Origin of the sequence: Caballeronia arationis (genome assembly GCF_001544975.2) — a bacterium.
GTDB lineage: Bacteria > Pseudomonadota > Gammaproteobacteria > Burkholderiales > Burkholderiaceae > Caballeronia > Caballeronia arationis.
Window position 1 is genome coordinate 88,434 of the sequence record NZ_FCOG02000023.1, and the last position, 22,851, is coordinate 111,284.

A 22,851-nucleotide genomic window follows, 5' to 3' on the forward strand; every position below is an offset into this window, starting at 1 on the left:
TTCACGCGCCGTCGGTCAGGCCGGTCAGTTCGCTTTGCAGCACCGCGAAGTCGACGGGCTTCGCCAGCATGCGCACGCCCGGAATCGGCTCGCCAATCTCGGCGCTGTTGCCGTACCCGGACACCAGCAGCACGCGCATGCCCGGCCGCGTGCGCCGCACTTGCCGAGCGAGTTCGGCTCCCGACATGCCGGGCAGGCTCATGTCGCTGAGGAGCGCGTCGAATTCCTCCCGCGCCACGACGGCTAGCGCCTCTTCCGCGCTAGCCACGGCAGTGCATTCGAGACCGAGGATGGTCAGCAGGTCGTGCATCGCTTCGCGCGAGTCCGTTTCGTCCTCGACGAGCAGTATCGACCGGCCGCCTGCCGCGCGCGCCGGCGACTGCATCTGCGAGGCGCCCGCTGTTCTGTCCGCTTCAGCGCGCGTTTCGCTGCCGGCTTGCGCGCCGCGATCGAGCGCCGCGCGGATCTTGCGAGCGAGATCGTCGCGCCGATACGGCTTGTTGAGCAGCGTGACGCCGCGATCGAGCTTGCCTTGATGGAAGATCACGTCGCGCGTGTAGCCCGAGGTGAACAGCACCGGTATCGGCGGTGTGTGCGCAGCCGCGCGCCGCGCGAGTTCGGCGCTTTTCACTTCGCCCGGCATCACCACGTCGGTGAACAGCAGATCGATCGGCGTGCCGCTCTCGATGAGCCTCGCCGCTTCGTCGCCATCCGCCGCCTTCAGCACTTCGTAGCCGAGTTCCGCGAGCAATTCGACGGCGGCAATCCGCACATCGGCATCGTCCTCGACGACCAGCACCGTTTCGTGCGCCCCGAGCGGCACGCCGCCCGTATCGGCGGCTTCGGGCGTCTCTTCCTCGTCGCAGCGGGGGAAATACAGACATACCGTCGTGCCGCGGCCCAGCTCGCTCTCGATGGCGGTGTGCCCGCCGCTCTGCTTGACGAAGCCGAACACCATGCTGAGGCCGAGGCCCGTGCCGCGGCCATCGGGCTTGGTGGTGAAGAAAGGCTCGAACGCGTGTTCCAGGACCTCGGGCGCCATGCCCGCGCCGGTATCGGACACCGAAAAGCGCAGATAGTCGCCGCGCGGCAGCTCGCCGGACTCGCGACAGCACGCGTGGTCGGCCTCCGTTTCCGCACTGATGACGACATTGGTCGCCGTCAGTGTCAGCGTGCCGTCGCCGTGCATGGCGTCGCGCGCGTTGATGGCGAGATTGAGCAGCGCGTTTTCCAGCTGGTTGCGATCGACGAGCACGTTCCATGACGCGGCATCGCTATGGGTCTCCACGGCGACGGTCTCGCCCAGCACGCGATGCAGCATCTCCTTCATGCCCGCGAGCAGCCGTGCCGGATTGACCACCGCGGGCGACAGCGGCTGGCGCCGAGCGAACGCGAGCAGTTGCGAGGCTAGCCGCGCGCCGCGCTGCACGGCGTCGGTCGCGGCCGACAACCGGCGCTGCGTGGCGGCGTCGTTGCCGGCGCTCGTCGCGAGCATCTGCAGATTGCCGCTGATGACCTGCAGCACGTTGTTGAAATCGTGTGCGACGCCGCCCGTCAGGCTGCCGATCGCTTCCATCTTCTGCGCCTGGCGCAACTGCGCCTCGGCGGCGGCGCGCGCGGCGACCGCATCGGCGACGCGCTGCTCCAGCGTGCCCGTCAGGTGGCGCAGCGCTTCCTCGGCGATCTTGCGCTCGTGGATATCGATCAGCACGCCCGGGTAGCGTCTGGGCGCACCCTTCTCGTCGAATTCGCAGCGACCGTTCGCCTGCACCCATCCGTAGCTGCCGTCGGGCCGGCGAATGCGGTACTCGGCGTTGAGCGGCTGGCGCGTGACCAGCGTCTCGGTCGCCATGCGTTCGAGCCGCTCGCGGTCGTCGGGATGCACCACGTCGTTCGCAATCTCGCGCGGCAACCCGCGCGCGGCTGCCTCCACGTCGACGCAGAAGGTGCGCGCAAAGCGCTCGTCGCCCGTGACCGTGTCGGTGGCGACGTCCCAGACCCAGGTGCCGAGCACCGCGCCGGTGTTCAGCGCAAGCTGCAAACGTTCGTCGGTCGCGCGGAATGCGACTTCGGCGGCCTCGCGGTGCCGCTCGGAGAGAATCCGCCCGGTCGTTTCCACGACGACCGCGAGGACGCCGGCCGGCGCGCCGTCGTCGCCGGGCACGGGGCTGTAGTACAGATCCATCCACACCTCTTCCGGCCGGCCGTTGCGCAGGAGCACGAGCACCTTGTCGCGATACGTGAGCGTGCCGCCGGCGAGGCAGGTGTCCAGCACGTTGCGATTGAAACTAGCGACCTCCGGCCAACCGAGCTCCACCGGCGAGCCGAGCAGGTAGGGATGCCGGCCGCCCGCGAAGCTCGCGTAGGCGTCGTTGTAGATCATGTAGCCCTGCCGCCCCCACAACATGACGAGCGGCAACGGCGAAGCCAGCAACAGTTGCACGGCCGTCGCGAGCGCGCGCGACCAGGCTTCGATCGGACCGAGTTCGGTCTGCGACCACTCGAACGCCTTGATGCGTCCGGCCATCTCGCCCTTCCACCCCGGGCAGCCGTGATCCTCATTCAAAAAGGGCATATGACGTTCTCCGCCCATTCGAAAGATGGGCTTCTATTGATATTGGTATGGTCGGTTCGTTATTGCGACCGCCGGCGCTCCCGCCTTTGCCGATTTTATGCCATGCGACTTTGACCAGACTTAGCGCCTCGGTCGCCTCTCAGCGCGCCGCCGCCTTCACGATGATCTGCGATTGGGTGTCGCGCTCGATCCGTTTCAACGGTGCGAGCGCGGCCTCGAAATCGGCGGGCGAGCACACCTGCTTGCCGAAATCCGCGCGCAGGCGGCGCGTCACCTGGATCACGTTGGTGGACGGATCGAACAGATACCGCGAGCGGTAATCGAAGAAACGGCCCGCGACATCCGCGCCGTCCGGCACCTCGATTACCCGAACGTCCTTCGGCAGCGCGATCTGCGAAACCTCGTCGAAGTCGCCGCCGACGCACACGTAGGGCTGCGCGCGCTCGCGCTCGGAAAGCCAGTTGCGGACCTGCGTCGCGATGCCGCCCGAGAGGCTCGACAGTGCCGGCAGCGCGGTCGTGCCGGTCGGCCAGACGACGTCGTCGAGCGAGCCGTCGATGGTCGTGACGAACGGGCCGCCGGTCGCATCGACGTCGCTCGTCGCGAGCGTCGCGCTGCCGTGCAGGCCGGTCGCGCGCAGCCGGTCGGCGGCGATCATCTCGCGGCGCTGGGCGCTCGCCGCGCGCAGGTTCGAGCGCTCCATCTCCGCACTCCAGCCCGCGTCCTGCACCCAGTACGAAAGCGCCGCGGTCCCGCCGGAGGCGACGTCGACCTGTAGGCGCGCGTCGCGCGCGAGCGGCTGCACGGCAGGCGTGCGGGCGAGCGTGCCTGAATCAACGAGGAGCGTCGGGCGATCCATGTCGGTGAGCGGCAGGTAGCCGAATTCGACGCTCGCCGCCGTCGAGTCGGCGTAGAGGTTCAGGTCGGGCAGCCAGGTGATGACGTGATTGATTGCGCCCGAACCGTAGCCCGGCACCGACGGCAATGTGTAGACGGAACCGAGCGCGATCAGCGCCGGCTCGCTTCTGATGCCGACCGCCGCGAGCATCGCGCCGTAAAGCGCGACGTGGTCCTTGCAGTCGCCGTAGCGGTTCGCAAGGATATCGGCGCCGCGGTGCGGCACCGCCGGACTCTGGCCGATGAAGAGCGCGACGTAGCGGATATTGCGGCGCACCCAGTCGTAGAGCGTCTTCGCCCTGGCGCGGTCGTCGGTGTCGTTCACCGTGAGCGAGCGCGCGAGGTCGCGGATCGCGGGCGCGTCCGCCGTCGGATCGGCTGCGGGCTCGCGGTAGCTCGCGGCGAACGCGGCGAAGTCGGGGAAGGTCGAGACCATCAGGCGGTCGCCGTACTGCGCATAGCCCACCGAGCCGCTTTCGACGCGCTCGAAGCGCTCGCGGCTGTAGTCGAACTGGTAGCGCGTGCGGCCGTTCTCCGTGACGGGCGGCCGGGCGACGTAGCCGCGTGCATCGGCGTAGAGGGTCTTGCCGGCGGGCAGATCGAAGATCAGATTCTGGCTTTGCACCGGACGGCGTCCCGGCTCGACGAAGTAATTGAACTGTCCCGCGACGACGGGCGCTGACTGGCTCTTGTGAAACCGCAGATACACGCTCGATCCGGTGCCGACGCCCGGATAGATCACGGCTCTCAGTTTTGCATCCTGGAAGGTGGGCGCGCCCGCCGAGCGCGGCTCCTGGATGTCGCGGATCTGGTCGGGCATCACGGCGTGGCGAACACCGTTCATGTCGATCGCATAGGCATCGACGATATCGACCTTCGACACGCTCTTGTCGAACCAGACATAGCGTTGCGCGATCTCGTCGATGCCGGCGGGCGTGTTCGCGCGCAGGATGGTTTCGTCGTCTTCGGTGAGCGAGCCGTCTTCCGCCACGACAAAGACGTGCACGTCGCTCACGACCGTGGACGGCTCCTGCGGCCCGGACACCGCCGATGCCGGCAGCGCCCCGCCCGCCGCCAGCATGCATGCGAGCGCGATCCGTCGCAGGAAATGGTGTGAAGGGTGATGCATGGCTCGCCGGTCCTTGCGTCGGACGCTCAGGGGGACGAGTCATCGTACCGTAGTTCATGCGGGGGCGCGTCGCGTGATCGGGCGTCGGTTCACTAAACGTATGGTGATTACCGGACGGCGCGAGGGCTTGAACCAGGGTTCGCCGCGGCAAGCGTTGCGGAAGCGGTGTCGGCCGCAGCGCAGCTTGCACATATCAATTGCGCCACCGCGATAACCGGCATGCGTGGCAACCCGCATATATTTGTTGCGGCGCGCTTTAAATCACAAAGGGAAAGCTTGCGCAATGCGTGAAATCAAGCTGAGTCCTTTATCTAATCAATACGTCGCAATTGAATTACGGACTTTTTTTCCGGTTTCTTTAAGCAGCCAAAGAGTGGCTAGTCTTCACCTGACTAATGGAAGCAAACAATAATTTTTCAAATTGCTTTCCAGTTTCGACCGCTAAACGCCACCGTATATTCGAAGTATGGGCAACCGCACAAAGCAAGGTAAATAGTGAACCTAAGAATCGGCGTCGATGCGAACCATCGTGCTACGCTTCGCGAGTGGTTGGATCACCGGTACGAGAGTGAGAAGAAACAGCCGTTACCAATGGGTCGCGCGCCTTGTTCAATGACTGTCGTGCCGGAAGCATTCCTGGCGGCGCGTAGTTGGCGGGTCCATTAGACATTCGCGGAGAACGGTGCCGATGTTCCATCAAGATGCTCGCGCGCGCCGTGAGCCTGTCAGCGTTACCCCGGATCGAAAGCTCACTCGACGCGCTTTGCTATCCAGGGCCGCCCTTGCAGCAATGGCCGCTGTGTGCCCGCCCTTATATGCACAGCATGGAAACCTGGGACTTGTCACCCCGCCGGTTCGTCTCGACGATGTCTGGCTGGTCGATCAGACAGGTAAAAAGCGACGTCTGAACGATATCCTTCTTCAGGGCGTAACAGCGGTACAGACGATCTTCACCGGATGCAGTTCGGTATGTCCTTTACAGGGCGCGCTGTTTAGCGCACTTCAGGAACGCATGCCGCAAATCCGTGCGCGGTATCCGGTTCAATTGCTGTCGATCGGAATTGATCCGCTTTCGGATTCGCCATCCGCTTTACACAATTGGCTTTCGCGTTTTAATGCCGGCCCCGCATGGAATGCGGCCACGCCGTCTTTGCAAGACGTCGACCGGATGCGACTCGCGCTATCGGGTAGTCCGCTGCCCCTTGGCAACATCGCCGATCATTCGACCCAAATCTACTGCTTCGATGCGAGCGCAAAACTGCGCTGGCGTAGTGCCGATCTTCCGCGCCTCGAAGATGTCTGCGATGTGCTCGGCGCGCTCGGACGTACGTAATTCGACTTCAACGGAGAATAAGGCAATGCCACGAATTCGTTTCGCCACGATGTTCTCCCAATCGCTTGCAAGATGCGTGAATGCGTTAATGGTCATAGCATTTGCGTCAGGGCTTGCCGCGCATTCGGGATTGGCCCAAGCCCAGACGACGGGCACGATCACCCTAAGCGGCACGACCCTATGTGCGGACGATTACAACGACGACGTCACGCCAGGCACGGCGGTAATCACCTGGGGCTGTAACGGCGGTGCTAATCAGAGCTGGAAGGCCACGCCTTCGGGCGCCGGCTACGTATTCGTCAATCAGAACAGCGGTCTTTGCATGGACGTGTCGGGGGCAAGCATTGCAGCCGGCGCGCAAATCATCCAGTGGACCTGCAACGGCGAAGCGAACCAGACCTTCAGGCTGACGCCGCAAGGCGCCGGTTACGCGATCGTCCCCACGCACAGCGGGCTGTGCCTGGCAGCAGCCAGCACGACCGCACAGGGCGGGCAACTCCTGCAGCAGAACTGCGCCGGTGGCGCCAAGCAGACCTGGCAGGTGAGCGGCCTGAACGTGACGGCGCTGCCGTCGAAGTGGACTGCGCCTATCACGCTGCCCATCGTCCCGGCAGCGGCGTCCAATCTCCCCAACGGGAACATATTGGTCTGGTCGGCCGATTACACGAATTCCTTCAGCCCTGACGAAGTCACGCCGGGCAAGACGTATACGGCAATCTTCAATCCGACGACCCTCACCAGCAAACAGGCGCTGATCAGCAATACCGGACACGACATGTTCTGCCCGGGCATCGCCAATCTCCCTGACGGCCGCGTGTTCGTGACCGGCGGGTCGAGCAGCGCCAAGACCAGCATCTATTCGCAGTCGAGCAACGCGTGGTCGTCCGGCGCCCAGATGAACATTGCGCGTGCCTATCACGGCAGCGTCACGTTGAGCAATGGCAGCGTGTTCGTGATCGGAGGCTCCTGGAACGGCGGCTGGGGCAACAAGACCGGTGAAACGTGGACGTCCGGTTCGGGCTGGCGTGTGAACTGGTCGCTGCTCGCCGACTACATCCTCACCAATGACGCGGCGGGCATCTATCGCTCCGATAACCATGCGTGGCTGTTCGCGGTGGCCAACGGCCGGGTCTTCCACGCGGGGCCGAGCATGGCGATGCACTGGTTCGACACGGCGGGCAACGGCACTGTGACCGACGCAGGCAAGCGCGCAAACGACACCGATGCGATGAACGGCAACGCCATCATGTACGACATTGGCAAGATTCTCGCCGTCGGCGGTGCTCCGAGTTACGAGCAATCGAACGCTACTTCGAATGCCACGCTCATCGATATCAGCACCGGCAAGGCAACCGCAACCGCGCTTCCCTCGATGAGCTATACGCGGGCATTCAGCAGCAGCGTCGTGTTGCCGAACGGACAGGTCGTCGTGGTGGGCGGGCAAGCCTTTGCGCAACCTTTCTCGGACGATACCGCCGTGCTGACGCCGGAGTTGTGGGACCCGACGACGAAAACCTTCTCGCAACTCGCCCCGCAAGCCATTCCGCGCACGTATCACAGCATTGCGCTCCTGCTGCCCGACGGACGCGTGTTGAGCGGCGGCGGCGGATTGTGCGGCGGTTGCGCGACCAACCACCCCGACGTCGAAATCCTGACACCGCCCTACCTGCTCAACGCAGACGGAACGGCGGCAACGCGGCCGACGCTCAGTGCGGCGCCGACCGACGCCACGCTCGGGACGTCGATCGCGGTGACAGCCAGTACCGGCGTCAAGGCATTCGCGCTGATGCGCCTCTCGTCGGTGACCCATGCGGTCAACAATGAACAGCGACGCGTGCCGGTGACCTTCACGGTAGGCACGGGCGGCGAATACACGCTGAAGATTCCGGCCGATCCTGGCGTCGTGGTGCCGGGCTACTACATGCTGTTCGCCCTGAACGCGAAGGGCGTACCGAGCGTGTCCCGCACGCTGCGCATTCACTGATGGCGGCATCACAGTCCCGGCGCCAGGCGGCTCGCTTAGCGATTTGCCTGGCGCTGGCCGCCCTCGCGCGTTTGGCCCACGCCGATCAGCAGCCGTGCAAGCCGGATGATCTCGGATGCGCGATCTACAACGGCCAGCATGCGGTAGCAGCGCACTTGCGCGACGACGATCGTCCGTTGCCCGCTTGGACGACCCGATGCGCGAACTGCCATGCCGGAACCGACAAGTCGGGGATCTTCGCGCCGCCCCTGACGCCGTCGTATCTGCTCGATGCGGAGACCCGCCGGGGCGGGCCGGCCAGCCGCTACCAGCCGACGTCCTTCTGCCGTGCTGTCAAGGATGGGATAGATCCGGCAAACGTGTTGCTGCGCAAGGCAATGCCGCACTATCAGATATCCGATAGCGAGTGTGCAGCGCTTTGGGGGTTTCTCACGAATCGTTAGGCGTGTTTTGCGCGCCCGCCCGCCGGCCATTGCGTTCCGGCGCGGCGGGCGTATTCGCTTGCAGATGAAGCGAAGCCAGAGAGCGATTATCGTCAAAGGTCTGTCAAGCAAACGATCTCATCCGTTGACAGACCCTCTGAACTGCAGCCTTGCCTCAGTCGCGCATTGCCCGGGACTCGCCGACTCGCATGAGCGACGCCAGCCGCGCCGCATACGCGGGCAGCGAATAGGCACTCGCGTCGTATTGACGGTTTTGGTCGGAAAGGTGCGCAACGACCTTCTCCAGCGCATTCACGAAACTGGTCGGATCGAGCGAGTACTTGATCTTGTTGCCGATCTCTTCCCCGAACGTCGACAGGCTGCCGATATCGTGGACGAGCACGGGCAAGCCGATCTGCGCCGCTTCCACCACCACGAGCGGCGCGTTTTCCGCGCCCACCGACGGCAGAATCAGCGCGTCGGCTGAACGCCGCAGTTCGGCGAACAGTTCGTCACGCGGAAGTGCGCCATGAAGCACCAGTTGCCCGGACTCGATAAGGTCCGTATGCATTTCCCTGATGAAAGACAGGTCCGGTCCGTCTCCATAGACCGCGATGTGATCGATGTACGCAAAATGCGTCGCCCGTGCAAGCGCGATCAGCTGGCCCAACCCTTTCTCCGGAGCCACACGTCCGACAAATGCGAGCGCGATCTTGTCGCGCGAGCAGACCTTTGGCAGCGCCAATGGCTGGCTCATGACGGAAGGATTGAGAAGCGTCGCGGTATTCGCGATTCCACTCTTGTGCAACGCCTGTTGCATGAAGGGACTCGGACACAGGAACAGGTCGAACAGGCGTGCAGGATTGCCGAGTCTTCGGGCGACATGCCAGTGCATCTTCTTGAACGTGTCATACACGGGCCCTCTCGCACTGCTACGCGCAAGCACCGCACGCCGCGTCCGCAGGATGTTCAGATCGAGCAGCTTGCTTTTGCCGTCGACATAGTGCATCAGCGCGGCGTTGTAATAGACGAGATAGAAGTCATGACACGTCATGTACGCCAGGAAGCCGTACTTCGGCTTGTAGCGGCGAAGCACCCGCAGCACGGATGCAGAGAGCGCGTTGTGATAGTTGTGAACGAGCACGCGATCCGGACGGAACGCCTCGATCTTTCTCGCTAGCGCTGCGGCAGCTGGCGAATTCCACGTCTTGGTCAAAGCCGATCCGCGCAGGGACTCTATATGCATGTCAAAGCATTCGACTTCGACGCCCGGCGTCGCCCTAAGAACGTCCACGGAAAGCTGATAGATGACTTCCGCGCCGCCCAGTTCGGCGTAATCGTTGATGACCAGAATTCTTGAGCGCTGCATGTCGTTCCTCGATGTTCCGTCGAGGCATGTCGCCTCGAACAATGTCCAGCCTGCGTATGGTGTGATCTTATGCGCATGCGTTTCGCACAACGCAGCATAGTCGGCGTGAAAATCGACCTCTGTGCGAAAACGTACGGTGCAGTGCGGCAACGGCCGGTATAAACGTGGTACATATCGACTAGCTATGACCTGACCAATGCCATCAAAGCCGAAGATCGTCCTGCGAACCCTCTTTACGCGCTTCGTGTTTTCAAGCGGCATTGCGGCAACCATCTGGCGTCTTTTCTGGCGCGACAGGGTTGCCGTGATGCTCTATCACGATCCTTCTCCGCAAACGCTCGATGCACATCTGACGTATCTGAAAACGGTCTGCGATATCGTGCCGTTCAGCGAGGTGAATACGCCTGGCCGCGGCCGCCGGCGCGCCGCCATCACGCTCGACGACGGGCACGCGCGCAACGCCGAACTGCTGCCGGTCTTCATCAAGCACAACGTTCGTCCGACCATTTTCATTTGCAGCAGCATCGTCACGCACCCGCGCACGCACTGGTGGATGCACCCGGGTGCTTCGCAGGCGGGCGTCGAGCGCCTCAAACGCATGAGCAATGAAGAGCGGCTGGGCGAGCTCCGCTCGACGGGCTTCAGACAGGACGCTGCTGCGGCAGAGAGCACGGCAAGCGGACTTAGCGCGGAGCAGATCCAGGCGATGCGTCCTTACATCGATTTCGAATCGCACACTCGCTTTCATCCGATCCTTACGCGTTGCGACGACGCCGAGTGCAAGGAAGAATTGGTCGGATCCAAGCGAGAGATCGAGCAAATGCTCGGCGGCAACTGCCAGCACTTCGCTTATCCAAACGGCGACTACGGCCCGCGCGAAATCGCGATCCTGAAGGCCGGAGGCTATCGGACCGCAAGAACGTGCGACCTGGGCTGGAACAATCACAAGAGCGATCCGTATCGACTGAAGGCTTTCGACATTCAGGACGATTCGACTGTCGAATGGTTTGCCGCGCAACTGACGGGCATAACGCTCTATCTCCGTTATCTGCGTCAGGGCGGCGGGTTGGCGGGGCGCAAACCCCAGCTTTGAACCCGAGCAAGCGGAACGCTGCAACCGCCAAAGGTGCGCCCGCTTCAATGCGATGAACGTCGCGGCGTGCAAACAATCACGCCATCTACCAGCCGAGACCTGAATGTACACTCCGCGACCACAGAAGATGACCTTCTGGCTGTTCTTCCTGGCCATCATCACGCAACGCCTGTCGCTCATCCCCGGAACGAACCCCGTTCCCATCGCGCTGATGATCTACGTTGCGGCAGCATTGCTTCTCTATGCACGCAAAGGTGTCGTGATCCGGCGCGGCCTCTTGCTCAGCGTGCTCAGTATGGTGTGCGTGCTGATCGCCACATCCATTTTCACGGGCAGGGACTTTTCGCCCAACTCGCTGATGTATCTGCTCGTGCTTTACCTGCCCTTCTCCTTCGTCACATCGGAGGGGGCGGTCAGGCATCCGACCAGCGCAGACGGCTACAGGTGGTTTTCCACGATGATGTGCGTCTTCGCGGTCGTCGCGTTGTATCAATACGGCAGCCAGGCGTTCCTCCACATTCCGTATAGCGACCCTCTTAGCAGCTTGCCGAAAGGGTTCACGATGTCCAACTATGAAGTGAGCTATCCGATCCAGTACGGATCGGAGATCTACAAGTCGAACGCGTACGTGTTCCTCGAACCATCGTTCCTTTCCCAGTTTCTCGCGCTCGCACTGCTGATCGAGATCATGATGTTCCGGCGCATCACGGCGATCGTCCTGCAAATCCTGGCACTCGCCACGACCTTCTCCGGAACCGGTCTGCTGTTCATCGCCATCACGCTGCCGTTCGCCATCATTGCGAACCTGCACAACCGGCGCGTCGCGATGTTGGCGGGCCTCGCGGCAATTGCCATCGTTGCTGCCGTGGCGTCGAATCCCGCCGTGCTCAAGCGTTCGGGCGAATTGAACGAACAGGGCAGCAGCGCGTCGATCCGCTTCAGCACACCGTATGAGCGCATGGGCGATCTGGCGTTCGAAAGCGCATCGAGCATACTCGTCGGTTATGGCGCGGGTAATGCCGATCGCATCAAGGTCGACGACAGGATCGCGAACTTCCCGGCGATCCCCAAGGCGATCATCGAATATGGTGTGATCGGAGGCATTCCGCTGCTGCTGCTCATTGCGGTTCGAATCTTCATGGGCGTGGGAAGCTTGCCGATTGCGGTCGGACTCTTCTGCATGCAGTTCTTCCTTTCAGGCGCCCTCTTGCAGCCGATATCCGTCTTCACCCTGTTCTACTTCTTTGCGATGCAACCCAGCGGCAGTCTGCGCCCCGTGACGTCCACGGCCAGACACGTCGGTCTGGCCGCCAGTTGAGGGCGGTTCGCGTGCGCTCAAAGCCGGCGGCAACCGGGCGTCCTCGCCTCAAACATGCGCTCCTGGCACTAGCGGTGCTCGCAACCGCCTTACCAGCCGTGACGCACGGTGCCTCCGGGACGACGGCCTCGCCGGCGGTCGCGGCAATCGGCCTGCATGCCGAAGGCGACATGTACACGGCCCAATACGATTCGTTTAGCGCGTGGCTCGGCAATCCCGTGCTGTATCGCATCGTCTTCACTGCGCGTGGAAAGTGGCAGGATGTCGCCGATCCCTATTACCTCGTTGCTACGCAACGCTGGATCAACAGCGACCCGCGTCATGTCGAGGTGATGTCGGTCCCGCTACTGCTTCCTTCGGATCATGGCTTTGCAACGGTAACGAGCGGCAAGGTCGATCACGCGTTCGCAAGTCTTGCGACAAACATCAAGGCGATCGGCCGTCCCGAGCAGGTCATCATCCGGCTCGGCTGGGAGCATAACGGCAAATGGTATCCATGGAATGCGCTCAAGGACCCCGAAGGGTACAAGGCGGCTTATCGTCGCGTTGTGAACGTTATGCGCAAGGTCGCGCCCGGCTTGCGTTTCGACTGGACGACCGACTTTCAGAGCCACAGCTCGTTCGACTGGCAGAGCGCGTACCCGGGCGATGACGTCGTCGACATCATGTCGATGGATGTCTATGACGAGTATCACAAGGGCTGGGACGATATGCTCGACGCGCGAACCGGGCTGCAGTCGTTTCGGGCGTTCGCGAAGGCGCATGGCAAGCCGGAAGCCTATCCGGAGTGGGGATGTTCGACGAGGTCCGAGGGCTACGGCGACAACCCCGAATTCATCGAGCGCTTTCACGGCTGGATCGAGAGCGGTGCGCCAAACGTGCTGTATCAGGCGTACTGGAACACGCACCTGGGCGGGCCCAACGCCGTGATTTACGGGGATCAGTCAGGCCACGTTCCGCTTGCGGCCAAGAAGTACCGGGAGCTTTTCGGCAAGTGATCCGTCCGGCCGTGACGTTGCGCATCTGTCGCAGCGTTGCCTCTAGGTAAGAGGCCACCGTGCCATCAGTATGGAGTTCGCAGGGGAAAAACGAATGACGGGACAACCTGAATCGTCCCGTCATTGTCAGTATGTCCCAGGTTGCGGGTGGAACTTCAGGTCGAATCGGATTGCCTTGAAGAATCCGCGTTGACCCTGTTAGTCCGCCCGCCCCCTGAGCCAGTCGAGCTTGCTATCCGGGGGCTCGCTTGCTCTTGCTCAGGCAGTCCCGTAGGTTCCGCCGTAGCCATACTCGCCGAGGTGCGGCCTGGAGCCGTTAAGGATCACGCCGGTGATGCGCACGCCGCTGCGATCCATGCGTTTCGCACACTCTTCGAGTTCTGCCAGTTTCGTAACTTCCGACAGCGCGACCATGAATACCGTCCCGGCGGTCTGCGCGAGCACTGCAGCATCCGACACCATCAGAATCGGCGGAGCGTCGACGACGATGAGGTCGTACTGTTGGGCGCAATCGTCAAGCATCTGATTCAAGCGCGGCGAAAGCAGCAACTCGCCAGGCTCGGCTGGCCGCCGTCCGGTTGCAACGAAGTCGAGATTCGATGCCACGTCATGCTGAACGACCGAGCTAAAGCCCGTACGCTCCTCAAGGAAATCGACGAGACCGTGCTCATGACCGCTGTTGAAGTACTTGTGCAAACGACCGTTTCGCAAGTCCGCATCAATCAGCAGCACGCGTTTGCCCGAAGACGCCACCACGCGTGCGAAGTTCGCTGAGACAAAAGACTTGCCTACGCCTGGCGTCGCTCCGGTAACGAGCACGATCTTGTTGGGAAGGCCGTCCCTGCCGTGATTCAGCGTCATGCGAAGCGCGCGAAGGCCTTCGACTGCCGGATCAGCCTTGGATGATTCCGCCAGCAACGTTGCGTTGCGCACCTTGCGTTCTGACTTGAGCATCACTTGCTGACGCTTGCTATAGGGAATCGTCGCGTAGACGTTGATGCCAAGCGCGCGCTCGATTTCACCGGGGTTCTTCACACCGCGCATAACCGTATTGCGCACGAACGCATACGCGAGGCCGCTAAGCAAGCCAAACAACGCAAACAGCACGACGACAATCGACTTCTTCGGAAACACCGGATCTTCGGGGATCGCAGGCGTATCAATCAGCCGCACCGTACCGACCTTCCCTGCCTTCACCAACTCGAGCTGCTGCGCATTGTTCAGCAGCGCGGTGTACAGGGCCGCGTCCACCTTGACCTGCATCTCCGAGCGAGCGACCTCCTGCTGCAAGTCCGGAAAGCGCGCCATCTGTTGCGCATAGAGGCTAGTCTGCTCCTCCAACCCGCTGATTTGCCTGTCGATCGATACGATGGCCGGATAACCCGCCGCGAAACGGGCGGAAAGATCCCTGCGCTGCTGTTGCAAGGCAAGAAGCTGTGCCTTGACCGCGCTCATTTGCCCGATCGCCTGCCTCGCCTCTTCCGACAGGTCGACGACACCAGCCCGCCGGTGCAATTCCGTGTCGCGCTGCTGCGACTGTTCCAACTGCGTCTTTAGCACGGGCAACTGTCGCTTCAGAAAGTCGAGCGAATTCGACGCTTCGAGCGACTTCCTCTCCATGTTCTGCAAGATGAACTGCTTGGCGATTTCCCTCAGCGTGTCACTGACGATCAGCGGATCGTTGCCGCGCAGGCTTGCTACCAGGATGCCCGAGTCCTTGACCTTCTCCTGAATGCTGAGATTGGTCTGGATACGCTCGATTGTCTTGAGACGCGAATTGCGATACAGGTCGAACGTCACCCCGGGCTCACCGCTCGCGCTGGTCACGAGAAGCTGGATCGGGCCGCGCGTCGTCGGGAACGACTGAAGTTTTCCGATTTCGCCTGAAACGGGCGCATCGAGTGCGGGCCCGGATAGCGTATAGCGACGATTGGGTTCAAGCGTCAGCAGGAACTGCTTGCCCTCAAGCTTGGTCGGAACCTCGAAGGTGTCGACGGACACCGACTCCGCACCCCACGCGAATCCACCGACACCGAAGATGCCCGGTGTCGTGACGCCTTCCACATATCGCGAGATCAGCGTGCCGACGACAGGAAACCGCCGAGGCTTCGCGTCGATAAAGAGCGCCTGCTTGTCGACCGTGCGCGTGACGATCGCGCGCGACGAAAGAATCTGGCTTTCCGCTGCCGTCGTCGACTTGTTGTCGTTGATGCTCGACACCGCATCCAGCATGCTTCGGGTTGACGTCGGGTCCGCACGGGTGTCGACCTGAATCATGACGTCGCTTTCATAAACGGGCGGCGCGACCATCGCATAACCCGCGCCGAGCAGCGCGAAGGCAGCGGTGCATGCCGCGATGCGCCAGCGGTTTTGCGCGAGCACGGCGAATATGCCAGGCAGGTCCATATCGGTGTTCGTGACGTGGACATCCTTAAAGGAGAGTCGTGCAGGGTTCATGGTTGCCTTTTCTCGCCGAGTGACACGGGTGGTCTCATTTGTATGTTGAACGACTACTGGTCCGGCTATGCAGCCCGACTCTCAAGTGATTTCTGATCGAGGCGTTTTCAAAGATGCTGGATCCGGGTACAGCGTACAGACCGGTCCCAAACGAGGCTCTTCGAGCGTCAACGAACATTCAGAGAATACAAGCACGGTGAATTAACAACGTGTGCGTTAGCCAACCTTCCCCCGGACTTAAACGCGCCCCGAACGCAGGACGCGAAGATGCTTTCGATAAGACTGATCATAAGTTGACTAAGGACGCTTACGTTCATCCACCGGTCGCGCATCCGTCACGAATCTTCCGTCTGCCGTGATCGAATTCATGCAGGGATGGCACAGGCAGCATGCATTGGTCAGTGCACGCTAGCCGCGCTTGTCGCGGCCGCCTGATCTGCTGGCTTAGCGAGTGTCCTTTGTCTTATGAAAATTCAATTCGATGCGGCGCCATTGTTCTGGCGCTTCTCAGCGTTGCCTTAGCGCACCGCGTGAGGCTTGGTGCTCGATATTCACCTGGGAATTCCGCTCGCGGAGTGAGAAGAACACCACCGCTCCAACGAAGATCGATGCACCCACGATCTCGAAGACGCTCGGAAGCGACAGACTACGCAGCCCCCAGATGATCGCAGCCGCCAGCGCATAATAGAAAATTACCGGAGACAAAATTCGCCGGAACACTTGCGCCACTGTAAGCCCTGCCTCCTCGCGAAAAAACCACAGATGATAAGAAAACGCCATCGTCGCGTAAGAGACGGATGCCCAGAAAAGCATGTTCTCCAGGCCTAGCGAAATCGTCGCCCACATCACCGCGAGTTGCACGATCACCTGGATCGACATCCAGGCCAGTGCTTTGAACGGCGAACCGGTGCTCTGCAAGTAGGCGGACATTGTCGCGCCCGCGAAGGTCTGGAATGACCAAAGCACCGCAAACCGGATCAGCATGTCAGCATGATTCACGAAGCGCGGACCAAGGACGAATTGTGTGACAAGTCCTGCGCCAATTGCCAGCGTGAGGAAGAAGGTGATGTAGGCGGCATTCGACCAGACAAAAATCGAAATGGTCCTGTCCCCGCGAGGGCCGTCGGACAGGCGGTCGCGGGAAAAATAGGGCATCGTGAACCGGCGAATCAATGGCGCGGCGAACGAGGTGCCTTGAATAACGAGTTGTTTGATTGAGGCGTAAATGCCAAAAATCTCAAGCGACATCATGGAAGCGACAATCAATTCATCCGCCTTGCTGCCGAGAATGTTGAACAACTGCCCGGTCAACTGCGTTCCCATGTAATAGTAAAGCCGCTTCGCGCGCGCCCGTCGCATCACGCTCAGCAGGATCACTTTCAGCGTATCCAGCTGAAACGATGACATGAAGATGAATTTCGCTGCGATGGTGCAGATGAATCCCAACACGACGCAATTGAGCGAATCGAAATGCCACGCGGTTCCGATCGTCACGCCCACACCGAGCAGCTTGCTAAAGACTTCGGACATGGCAAGCCGCTCGATGTCCAGCGCGCGGACCGCGAAGCCTTGCAGCGCACCGACCAGAATCACAAAGGGAAGCACGGGCGCGACCAATAGCAGCGTGAGCCACGCCGCTTCAACGACACCCAGCTCTCGCAAGGCGAACGCCATTACGAGATCGACGATCACCGCAAAGCCAATCAGTCTCGGCAATGCGGAGCCAAGAATCAAGGCAACACGCCGTCGGCTTCCGCGTTCCTGAATAATGAACCCTTCCCATCCGAAGTCGCAGAATGTCGTGAAAATGGATACGACGAGAAGCTGAGTCGAGACGATACCGAGGTCCCGATAACCGAAATGGCGCGACAAGAAAGCGATTTGCGCAAGCGTCAGGACGCCCATCATTCCTGACGCAAGCAATTGAACTGCGCCCTTGCGGGCCAACTGCAAAATGCCAAAATTCACTGTGTGACTCCCAATACCGGCGCAGTCTTAGCGACTGGATCGGCCAGGCAAGTGTTCAGGATGTCCAGATACCGATTTCGGTTTATGTCGAAATTGAACTGTTCAGAGGCAAAGCGAGCCGAAGTCTTGCTCAGGAGCTTGTACAGGTTTTCATCGCGCGCGAGTTCCACGCATCGCAACGCTATTTCGTTCGCGTCCGAGCAGATGAACAGCTCGCGGCCCGATTCCACAGACATTCCGATGGCGCCGTCCGGCGTTGTGATCGTGGGTATGCCGCGTGCAAGCGATTCCAAGACCTTCGTCTTGATCCCCGTGCCGCCAAACATCGGCGCGAGATGGATATGCATCGTGTCGAACACGTCGTCCGGATCTTCGAGGAAACCGGTGAAGACCACATCCGCGCGCTGATAACGGGCGACAATCTCCGGCGGACAACGCCCGATAGCGTGAAACCGATAGTCGACACCATGATGCGTCAGCGCCGGCAACACGCTCTCCAGCACGTAGCGCAGCGCTTCCCGATTTGCCGTCGTATGCATGTTGCCGAAGAACATCAAATTGATCTTCTCCGTCGGACTGGGAAACAGTCGATCGGGTGCCTTATGTATCTTGGTCGTAGGCGGAACCGCATAGACGTTGTCCGCGCCCGTCATCTGCTTGAAGAGCGCAGCTTCCGCATGCGACACGAATACCACGGCGTTGTGTCGCGTCGCGCTCTTGCGCTCCATCCGGCTTATAGCCCACCGTTCGTACTTCAGAACCGTTGTGGAAAACCGGTTAACGACCTTGGCGGCAAATGGCGGCATGCGCCCCTCGTACGTGCCAAGCGGACGATTGCCGACGCTCGCGCGAATGTTGTGCAGATAACGCACCGAAAGCAGATCGTCGAGTTCGACGACGGAAATGCAGTTCTTTGACTGGAACAGCATCGAAGTTCGCAGCATGTCCGCTATCACGAGCTTGCACTTTCGCTCGTTGATAATGGAACGGATAAGCCGCTTTCCACTACGCGAGAGATACATCGCCACCTGCAAGGGCAAGGGGCGTCCAGTGAAAATCCATTCGACGATCCATTTGCGAGCCGTGGGCAAGTCGATCAAATGGAATCTGAACGCCGGGAAGCGCGCGTAATAACGCGCCAGGTCGACCACTTCGTCCTTGCCTTTGAATATGACGACGCTAACGTCGTGCTGATTCTCAAGAAACTGCAGAGACTGAAAGATCATGTTTTCCCGCCCGCCAGAGGCCGGGAGAAACGGTCGCGATGCGATATACAAGATTGGAACGTTCATTTGCATGTCTCCAAAAATGATTTGAATTTTTCGAATGAAGAATTCCGATCGAATATGCTCGAGTTTTCGGCAAGTGCCGCCTTGCCGTCCAGCGCTGCCAGACGGTCGCGGTCATTGAGAAGCGCAATCCATTCGCTTGCCGAATCGCTGACGATCACTGATGGATCCCTGACCAACGGTATCCCGCGGACACCTTTGGACGTGCTGATGACGGACCTCCCGTTGTAAATGGCCTCGGCGACTTTCACGTTCATTCCCGCGCCCGAAACAATGGGCGATAGAAAGACATTGGATTTATTCCAGATCTCGGAAGAGTGGTTGACGAATCCATGTCCAATAACGTTCTTGCGCTGATAGCGATCGGCATCGGAGCCGGCGCCCATCAAATGGAAAATCACTTTCTCTGCGTCGACATGGGGAATGATTTCGGATAGCAGCCACTCAACTGCATCCTGATTCGGCCACCATTTCATGTTGCCGAGAAACGCCAGATGGATCGGCTTATCAGCTGTTGCCGGCGCGATTCGCTCTGCCGGCACATAATCGAAGGCGGGCAGCATGCAAAAGCGGTTGCCGGAAGGCGCACGAGCAGCGTCGTTAGCCAGTTCGTCCGGCGAAATGAATACCTGGTTTCGGATCAGAGCGTTTGCGCGCTCCTGAAAGCGCCGCAATTTCCGGCATTCCGACTTGAGCATCGCCGAAGTGATCGGGTTGCTCATTTTGTTCAGGCGCTCTTCGTACAGCTTCGCCTCATCGTTGTGCTGAACGAGAATTGAATTGACGCCGATCTGATTGCGAAGATAAACCACCGTTTCCAGATGGTCGAAAACGACGATATCGGGTTGTACGCTGGCCGCGAGCTTCGAGAATGCGCGGTGCACGCTAGGTCGATCGAAATATAAAACCTTGGCCGGCAATCGGCCAAACAATGACCGCAATAGCGAGAAGGCTATTTTTACTTTTCTCGATTTCGGCAAATCGTCATAAACATAAAGAACCTCGACCCGAGCGCACACCCTCCGCAATTGCGAAAGAATGTGATTCGAGTAAACCATGCCTCCATTCGACGACTTCGCATCGCGCACATGCGACAAGAACACAGCGTTCATTTGTTGAATCCTATGATATGTCGGATCGCGTAACCAGATTGCATCGGCAATACGCGTCCCCGCGCCCTTCCGTCACGTATTAACGACCGTAGTAGCAATCAGAACCTTCACCGCCCTTCGGGCAGCGCTCTAGGACTCCTATTCGTCTGACTCAAGGACGCGATTACATCAGGGTAATTCAACAGCGACCTTTCACTTCGGACCATTGAAGCGAGAAGAGCTTTGGGGTGTGGCGAAAGCGTGGTCGACGTTGATGGCGTCCTTGTCGCCTTATCGCAGACGGCAAGTCATGTCATTTCCGTAAGCAGCATTCAATCTTGAGTCGTTTTTTACCTCTGTTAGCAAACGCACACACGATATTCGAATCTCGGTAGATATGTTTAGCGATGCAAAGGTTACCGATTTAATTGACATTGATAGTATGGTCTTTTTAAATTTCAATATGAGGATATGAATCGGTCTATGGAAATACAAATGGAAATTTAAAGCCGCCGAGGACTTTGATCTCGTGCGCGAACGCACACGTAGGACAATCTCTTTCTCCCCGGAGGCAAAGCGGACGATAGACGTTCTTTGGAACGTTTGCGCGACCCCGAACTACGGCTGGAGGACCTCATCGGCAGTAGCCTCGAAGTCGCAGCGCACCGCGTGGCTTTATCCGATTTGCGATCTACGCGGTTCCGGGGGTAGGAAGACCGAGCAGGCCACCCCCGTGCGATTGCCCCTATATGCTCGCCTTCAAAGATTGTAGGCGACTCAGGACACCAAGAGCGACCCTCTTTCTGCTTGATTCGCCTTGCACGGATGCAAGCGCCACCATCCAGACGCCTGAACTTCGGCCACGTCTACCCGCTTTCTGTAGGCCAGATCATGGGCTCCTCCTATATATAGGATTCCTCTTCATAACGATACACAGTTATCGCGCGCTTTTATTCCATAACGATGCGTCATATTTAGTTCAGAGTCCTATTTATAAGCGGAATTAGCCCCCCCATTTAAACAGCCATTCTTATTACATCTCGATCGACCTCTAATTTCTTCATACAAAAAAACTAAATCGTCTGATTAATTCGTAAGCAGGCATCGTTAACAATTGGATGCAAAAAATGCTTTTGTCATATGGTCGTACCCGGTAATAACTGGTAAGATGATTCTCATTGACGGTCAATGCGGAACTTAGCTTGGGTGCAAACGATTGCATCCTGACGCGCTTGTCGCACTTTTGACCGATCCCTTGGCCGCGCCGACACTGTCGCCGCGCGGTTGTCCAGACTCTGCTCAAGTTCGAGCACTTGATCCCGGTTCCAATGCAAGTATCCGCACTAAAACACACAGTAATTAATAGTCCTAACTACGCGCACTATAAGCCGCACTAGAGGGACCACCGCTGCTGCCCATTGATCCGGCGCGAAAGCGTCGAATCGCGCGTGCGTCAGCGTTTCGTTTGACCCCCTTTTCCATCAACTTTTTAGTCGACTTTTCGTCGATGGATAAACTCGCCATGTTAAAACGTCGTGAATTTCTTACAGGATTGACAGCAGTTGCCGGTAGCTATCTGCTGACTGCATGTGGTGGCAATTCGTCCGATGCGGGCGCCGAACTGAATGCGACGGCCGCTGCACAGTCGAATAGCGGCACGCTCATGCCGCCCGCCTCGTCGATCGTCGATGCCGCGGGCAATACGTGGACGCTCAAAAACGCCGGGATATATCGCGGTGGAGTGTCCATTTCGGCGCAGAACGTAAAGCTAGTGCTGTATTACAAGAACAACGTGTATCACCAGAACACGTCCAACGTGTGGTACATGTGGTCCACGTCGGAAACCAAATGGAAGGTCACCACGGACCCGCGCGCAGCGTCGTCAACCGCACCGGCGGGCCTCGCGGCAATCGGCTTGCATTGTGACGGTGACGGCAATACGAGCCAATACGATTCCTTCAGCCAATGGCTCGGCAAGCCGGTTCTGTATCGCGTTGTGTTCACCGCACAGGATTCCTTGAATGACATCGCCAAGCCGTACTTCCTTGACGCGACCAGAATCTGGATCAACTCGAATCCGAGCCACGTAGAAGTGATTTCCGCGCCGCTCGTGCTGCCGGGCGACAGCGGTTTCTCGCCGATTACCAGTGGCCAGCGCGACAGTACGTTCAGGTCACTTGCGACCAACATCAAGGCGCTCGGCAATCCGTCGCAGGTCATCATCCGCCTCGGCTGGGAGCACAACGGCAACTGGTTCCCGTGGAGTTCGCTCAATGATCCGGCGGGCTACAAGGCGGCGTTCCGGCGCGTCGTGTCGGTGATGCGCTCCGTCGCGCCCGGAATCCGTTTCGACTGGTGCACGGACTATCAGAGCTATAGCAGCTTCGACTGGACGAGCGCATATCCCGGCGATGACGTGGTCGATGTCATCTCGATGGACATCTACGACGAATACAACCAGGGCTGGTCGGACGTGCTCAATGCACCCAACGGCATCGGCCTGGTCGCATATCGCGCGTTCTGCAAGGCGCACAACAAGCCGGAAGCCTATCCGGAATGGGGCTGCTCGACCGCCAGCGCTGGGCATGGCGACTCGCCGGCATTCATCGACAATATGTACTCGTGGATTTCGTCCGGCGCGCCCAACGTCCTCTACCATTCATACTGGAATACGAATCTCGGCGGACCGGACGCGGCCATTTATGGGCCGCTCGCGGGCCGAGTACCGAAGGCAGCGGCCGAATATAAGGCTGTGTTCTCGCGCTAAGAAGCAGTAGAGCGATTATGCGAAGTGCCGGTCAGGGTCAGAATGTTAACATAAGGCCCTCACCGGCACTCACGCATCACACGAATTGACCGGCGTTTCGTCCGGTTCATTTCGACACCTTCGGCCTCTTCCCGGCGACCGCCACCGCGTCTTTCGCCGCG

Annotated in this window: 14 protein-coding genes; 7 read left to right on the top strand and 7 right to left on the bottom strand. The window is 59.9% G+C overall.

Annotated elements, in window-relative coordinates:
• Position 1: 1 nt before the first annotated feature.
• Together AWB81_RS16430 and AWB81_RS16435 are read right to left on the bottom strand one after the other, a co-directional pair.
• Positions 2 to 2,575 (bottom strand): hybrid sensor histidine kinase/response regulator, encoded by a 2,574-nt coding sequence (locus AWB81_RS16430; RefSeq protein WP_062637171.1) that lies wholly within the window; start codon positions 2,573 to 2,575, stop codon positions 2 to 4.
• 139 nt (positions 2,576 to 2,714) lie between these two features.
• Positions 2,715 to 4,601 (bottom strand): DUF3857 domain-containing transglutaminase family protein, encoded by a 1,887-nt coding sequence (locus AWB81_RS16435; protein ID WP_062637173.1) that lies wholly within the window; start codon positions 4,599 to 4,601, stop codon positions 2,715 to 2,717.
• Between the two features lie 688 nt (positions 4,602 to 5,289).
• On the opposite strand from AWB81_RS16435, the gene AWB81_RS16440 reads away from it, so the two are divergent.
• The 3 genes from AWB81_RS16440 to AWB81_RS16450 all read left to right on the top strand — a co-directional run bounded on the left by AWB81_RS16440 (position 5,290) and on the right by AWB81_RS16450 (position 8,361).
• Positions 5,290 to 5,934, top strand: a complete 645-nt coding sequence (locus AWB81_RS16440) for an SCO family protein (protein ID WP_062637175.1) — start codon at positions 5,290 to 5,292, stop codon at positions 5,932 to 5,934.
• 88 nt (positions 5,935 to 6,022) lie between these two features.
• Positions 6,023 to 7,918 (top strand): RICIN domain-containing protein, encoded by a 1,896-nt coding sequence (locus AWB81_RS16445; RefSeq protein WP_235025815.1) that lies wholly within the window; start codon positions 6,023 to 6,025, stop codon positions 7,916 to 7,918.
• Positions 7,918 to 8,361, top strand: a complete 444-nt coding sequence (locus AWB81_RS16450) for a hypothetical protein (protein ID WP_062637179.1) — start codon at positions 7,918 to 7,920, stop codon at positions 8,359 to 8,361. The genes AWB81_RS16445 and AWB81_RS16450 overlap by 1 nt, the downstream gene beginning before the upstream one ends.
• Before the next feature lie 154 nt (positions 8,362 to 8,515).
• Here the strand turns inward: AWB81_RS16450 and AWB81_RS16455 are convergent, their stop codons facing one another.
• The gene (locus AWB81_RS16455; protein WP_062637181.1) at positions 8,516 to 9,709 is read right to left on the bottom strand and encodes a glycosyltransferase; all 1,194 of its coding nucleotides are present in this window, start codon (positions 9,707 to 9,709) and stop codon (positions 8,516 to 8,518) included.
• 196 nt (positions 9,710 to 9,905) lie between these two features.
• On the opposite strand from AWB81_RS16455, the gene AWB81_RS16460 reads away from it, so the two are divergent.
• From AWB81_RS16460 to AWB81_RS16470, 3 genes are all read left to right on the top strand, one after another.
• Positions 9,906 to 10,802: a polysaccharide deacetylase family protein gene (locus AWB81_RS16460; RefSeq protein WP_062637183.1), complete on the top strand. Its 897-nt coding sequence runs from the start codon at positions 9,906 to 9,908 to the stop codon at positions 10,800 to 10,802.
• A gap of 103 nt (positions 10,803 to 10,905) precedes the next feature.
• Positions 10,906 to 12,120: a hypothetical protein gene (locus AWB81_RS16465; protein WP_097190715.1), complete on the top strand. Its 1,215-nt coding sequence runs from the start codon at positions 10,906 to 10,908 to the stop codon at positions 12,118 to 12,120.
• A gap of 74 nt (positions 12,121 to 12,194) precedes the next feature.
• Positions 12,195 to 13,118, top strand: a complete 924-nt coding sequence (locus tag AWB81_RS16470; protein WP_144444136.1) for a glycoside hydrolase family 26 protein — start codon at positions 12,195 to 12,197, stop codon at positions 13,116 to 13,118.
• A gap of 258 nt (positions 13,119 to 13,376) precedes the next feature.
• Here the strand turns inward: AWB81_RS16470 and AWB81_RS16475 are convergent, their stop codons facing one another.
• The 4 genes from AWB81_RS16475 to AWB81_RS16490 form a co-directional block, all read right to left on the bottom strand.
• Entirely contained in the window at positions 13,377 to 15,575 is a 2,199-nt protein-coding gene (locus AWB81_RS16475; protein ID WP_087135020.1) for a polysaccharide biosynthesis tyrosine autokinase, read from the bottom strand.
• A 507-nt stretch (positions 15,576 to 16,082) separates the two neighbouring features.
• A complete protein-coding gene (locus AWB81_RS16480) occupies positions 16,083 to 17,543 on the bottom strand; it encodes an oligosaccharide flippase family protein (RefSeq protein WP_143753694.1) in 1,461 nt (486 codons plus the stop codon).
• On the bottom strand, positions 17,540 to 18,349 hold the full coding sequence (locus tag AWB81_RS45725) for a glycosyltransferase family 4 protein (protein ID WP_159938905.1): 810 nt from the start codon (positions 18,347 to 18,349) through the stop codon (positions 17,540 to 17,542). The genes AWB81_RS16480 and AWB81_RS45725 overlap by 4 nt, the downstream gene beginning before the upstream one ends.
• Positions 18,350 to 18,831: 482 nt before the next feature.
• Positions 18,832 to 19,944, bottom strand: coding sequence for a glycosyltransferase family 4 protein (locus AWB81_RS16490; RefSeq protein ID WP_087135023.1), 1,113 nt, complete (start codon positions 19,942 to 19,944; stop codon positions 18,832 to 18,834).
• 1,501 nt (positions 19,945 to 21,445) lie between these two features.
• Here AWB81_RS16490 and AWB81_RS16495 point away from each other — a divergent pair.
• Entirely contained in the window at positions 21,446 to 22,690 is a 1,245-nt protein-coding gene (locus AWB81_RS16495) for a glycoside hydrolase family 26 protein (RefSeq protein ID WP_159938906.1), read from the top strand.
• Positions 22,691 to 22,851 lie beyond the last annotated feature (161 nt).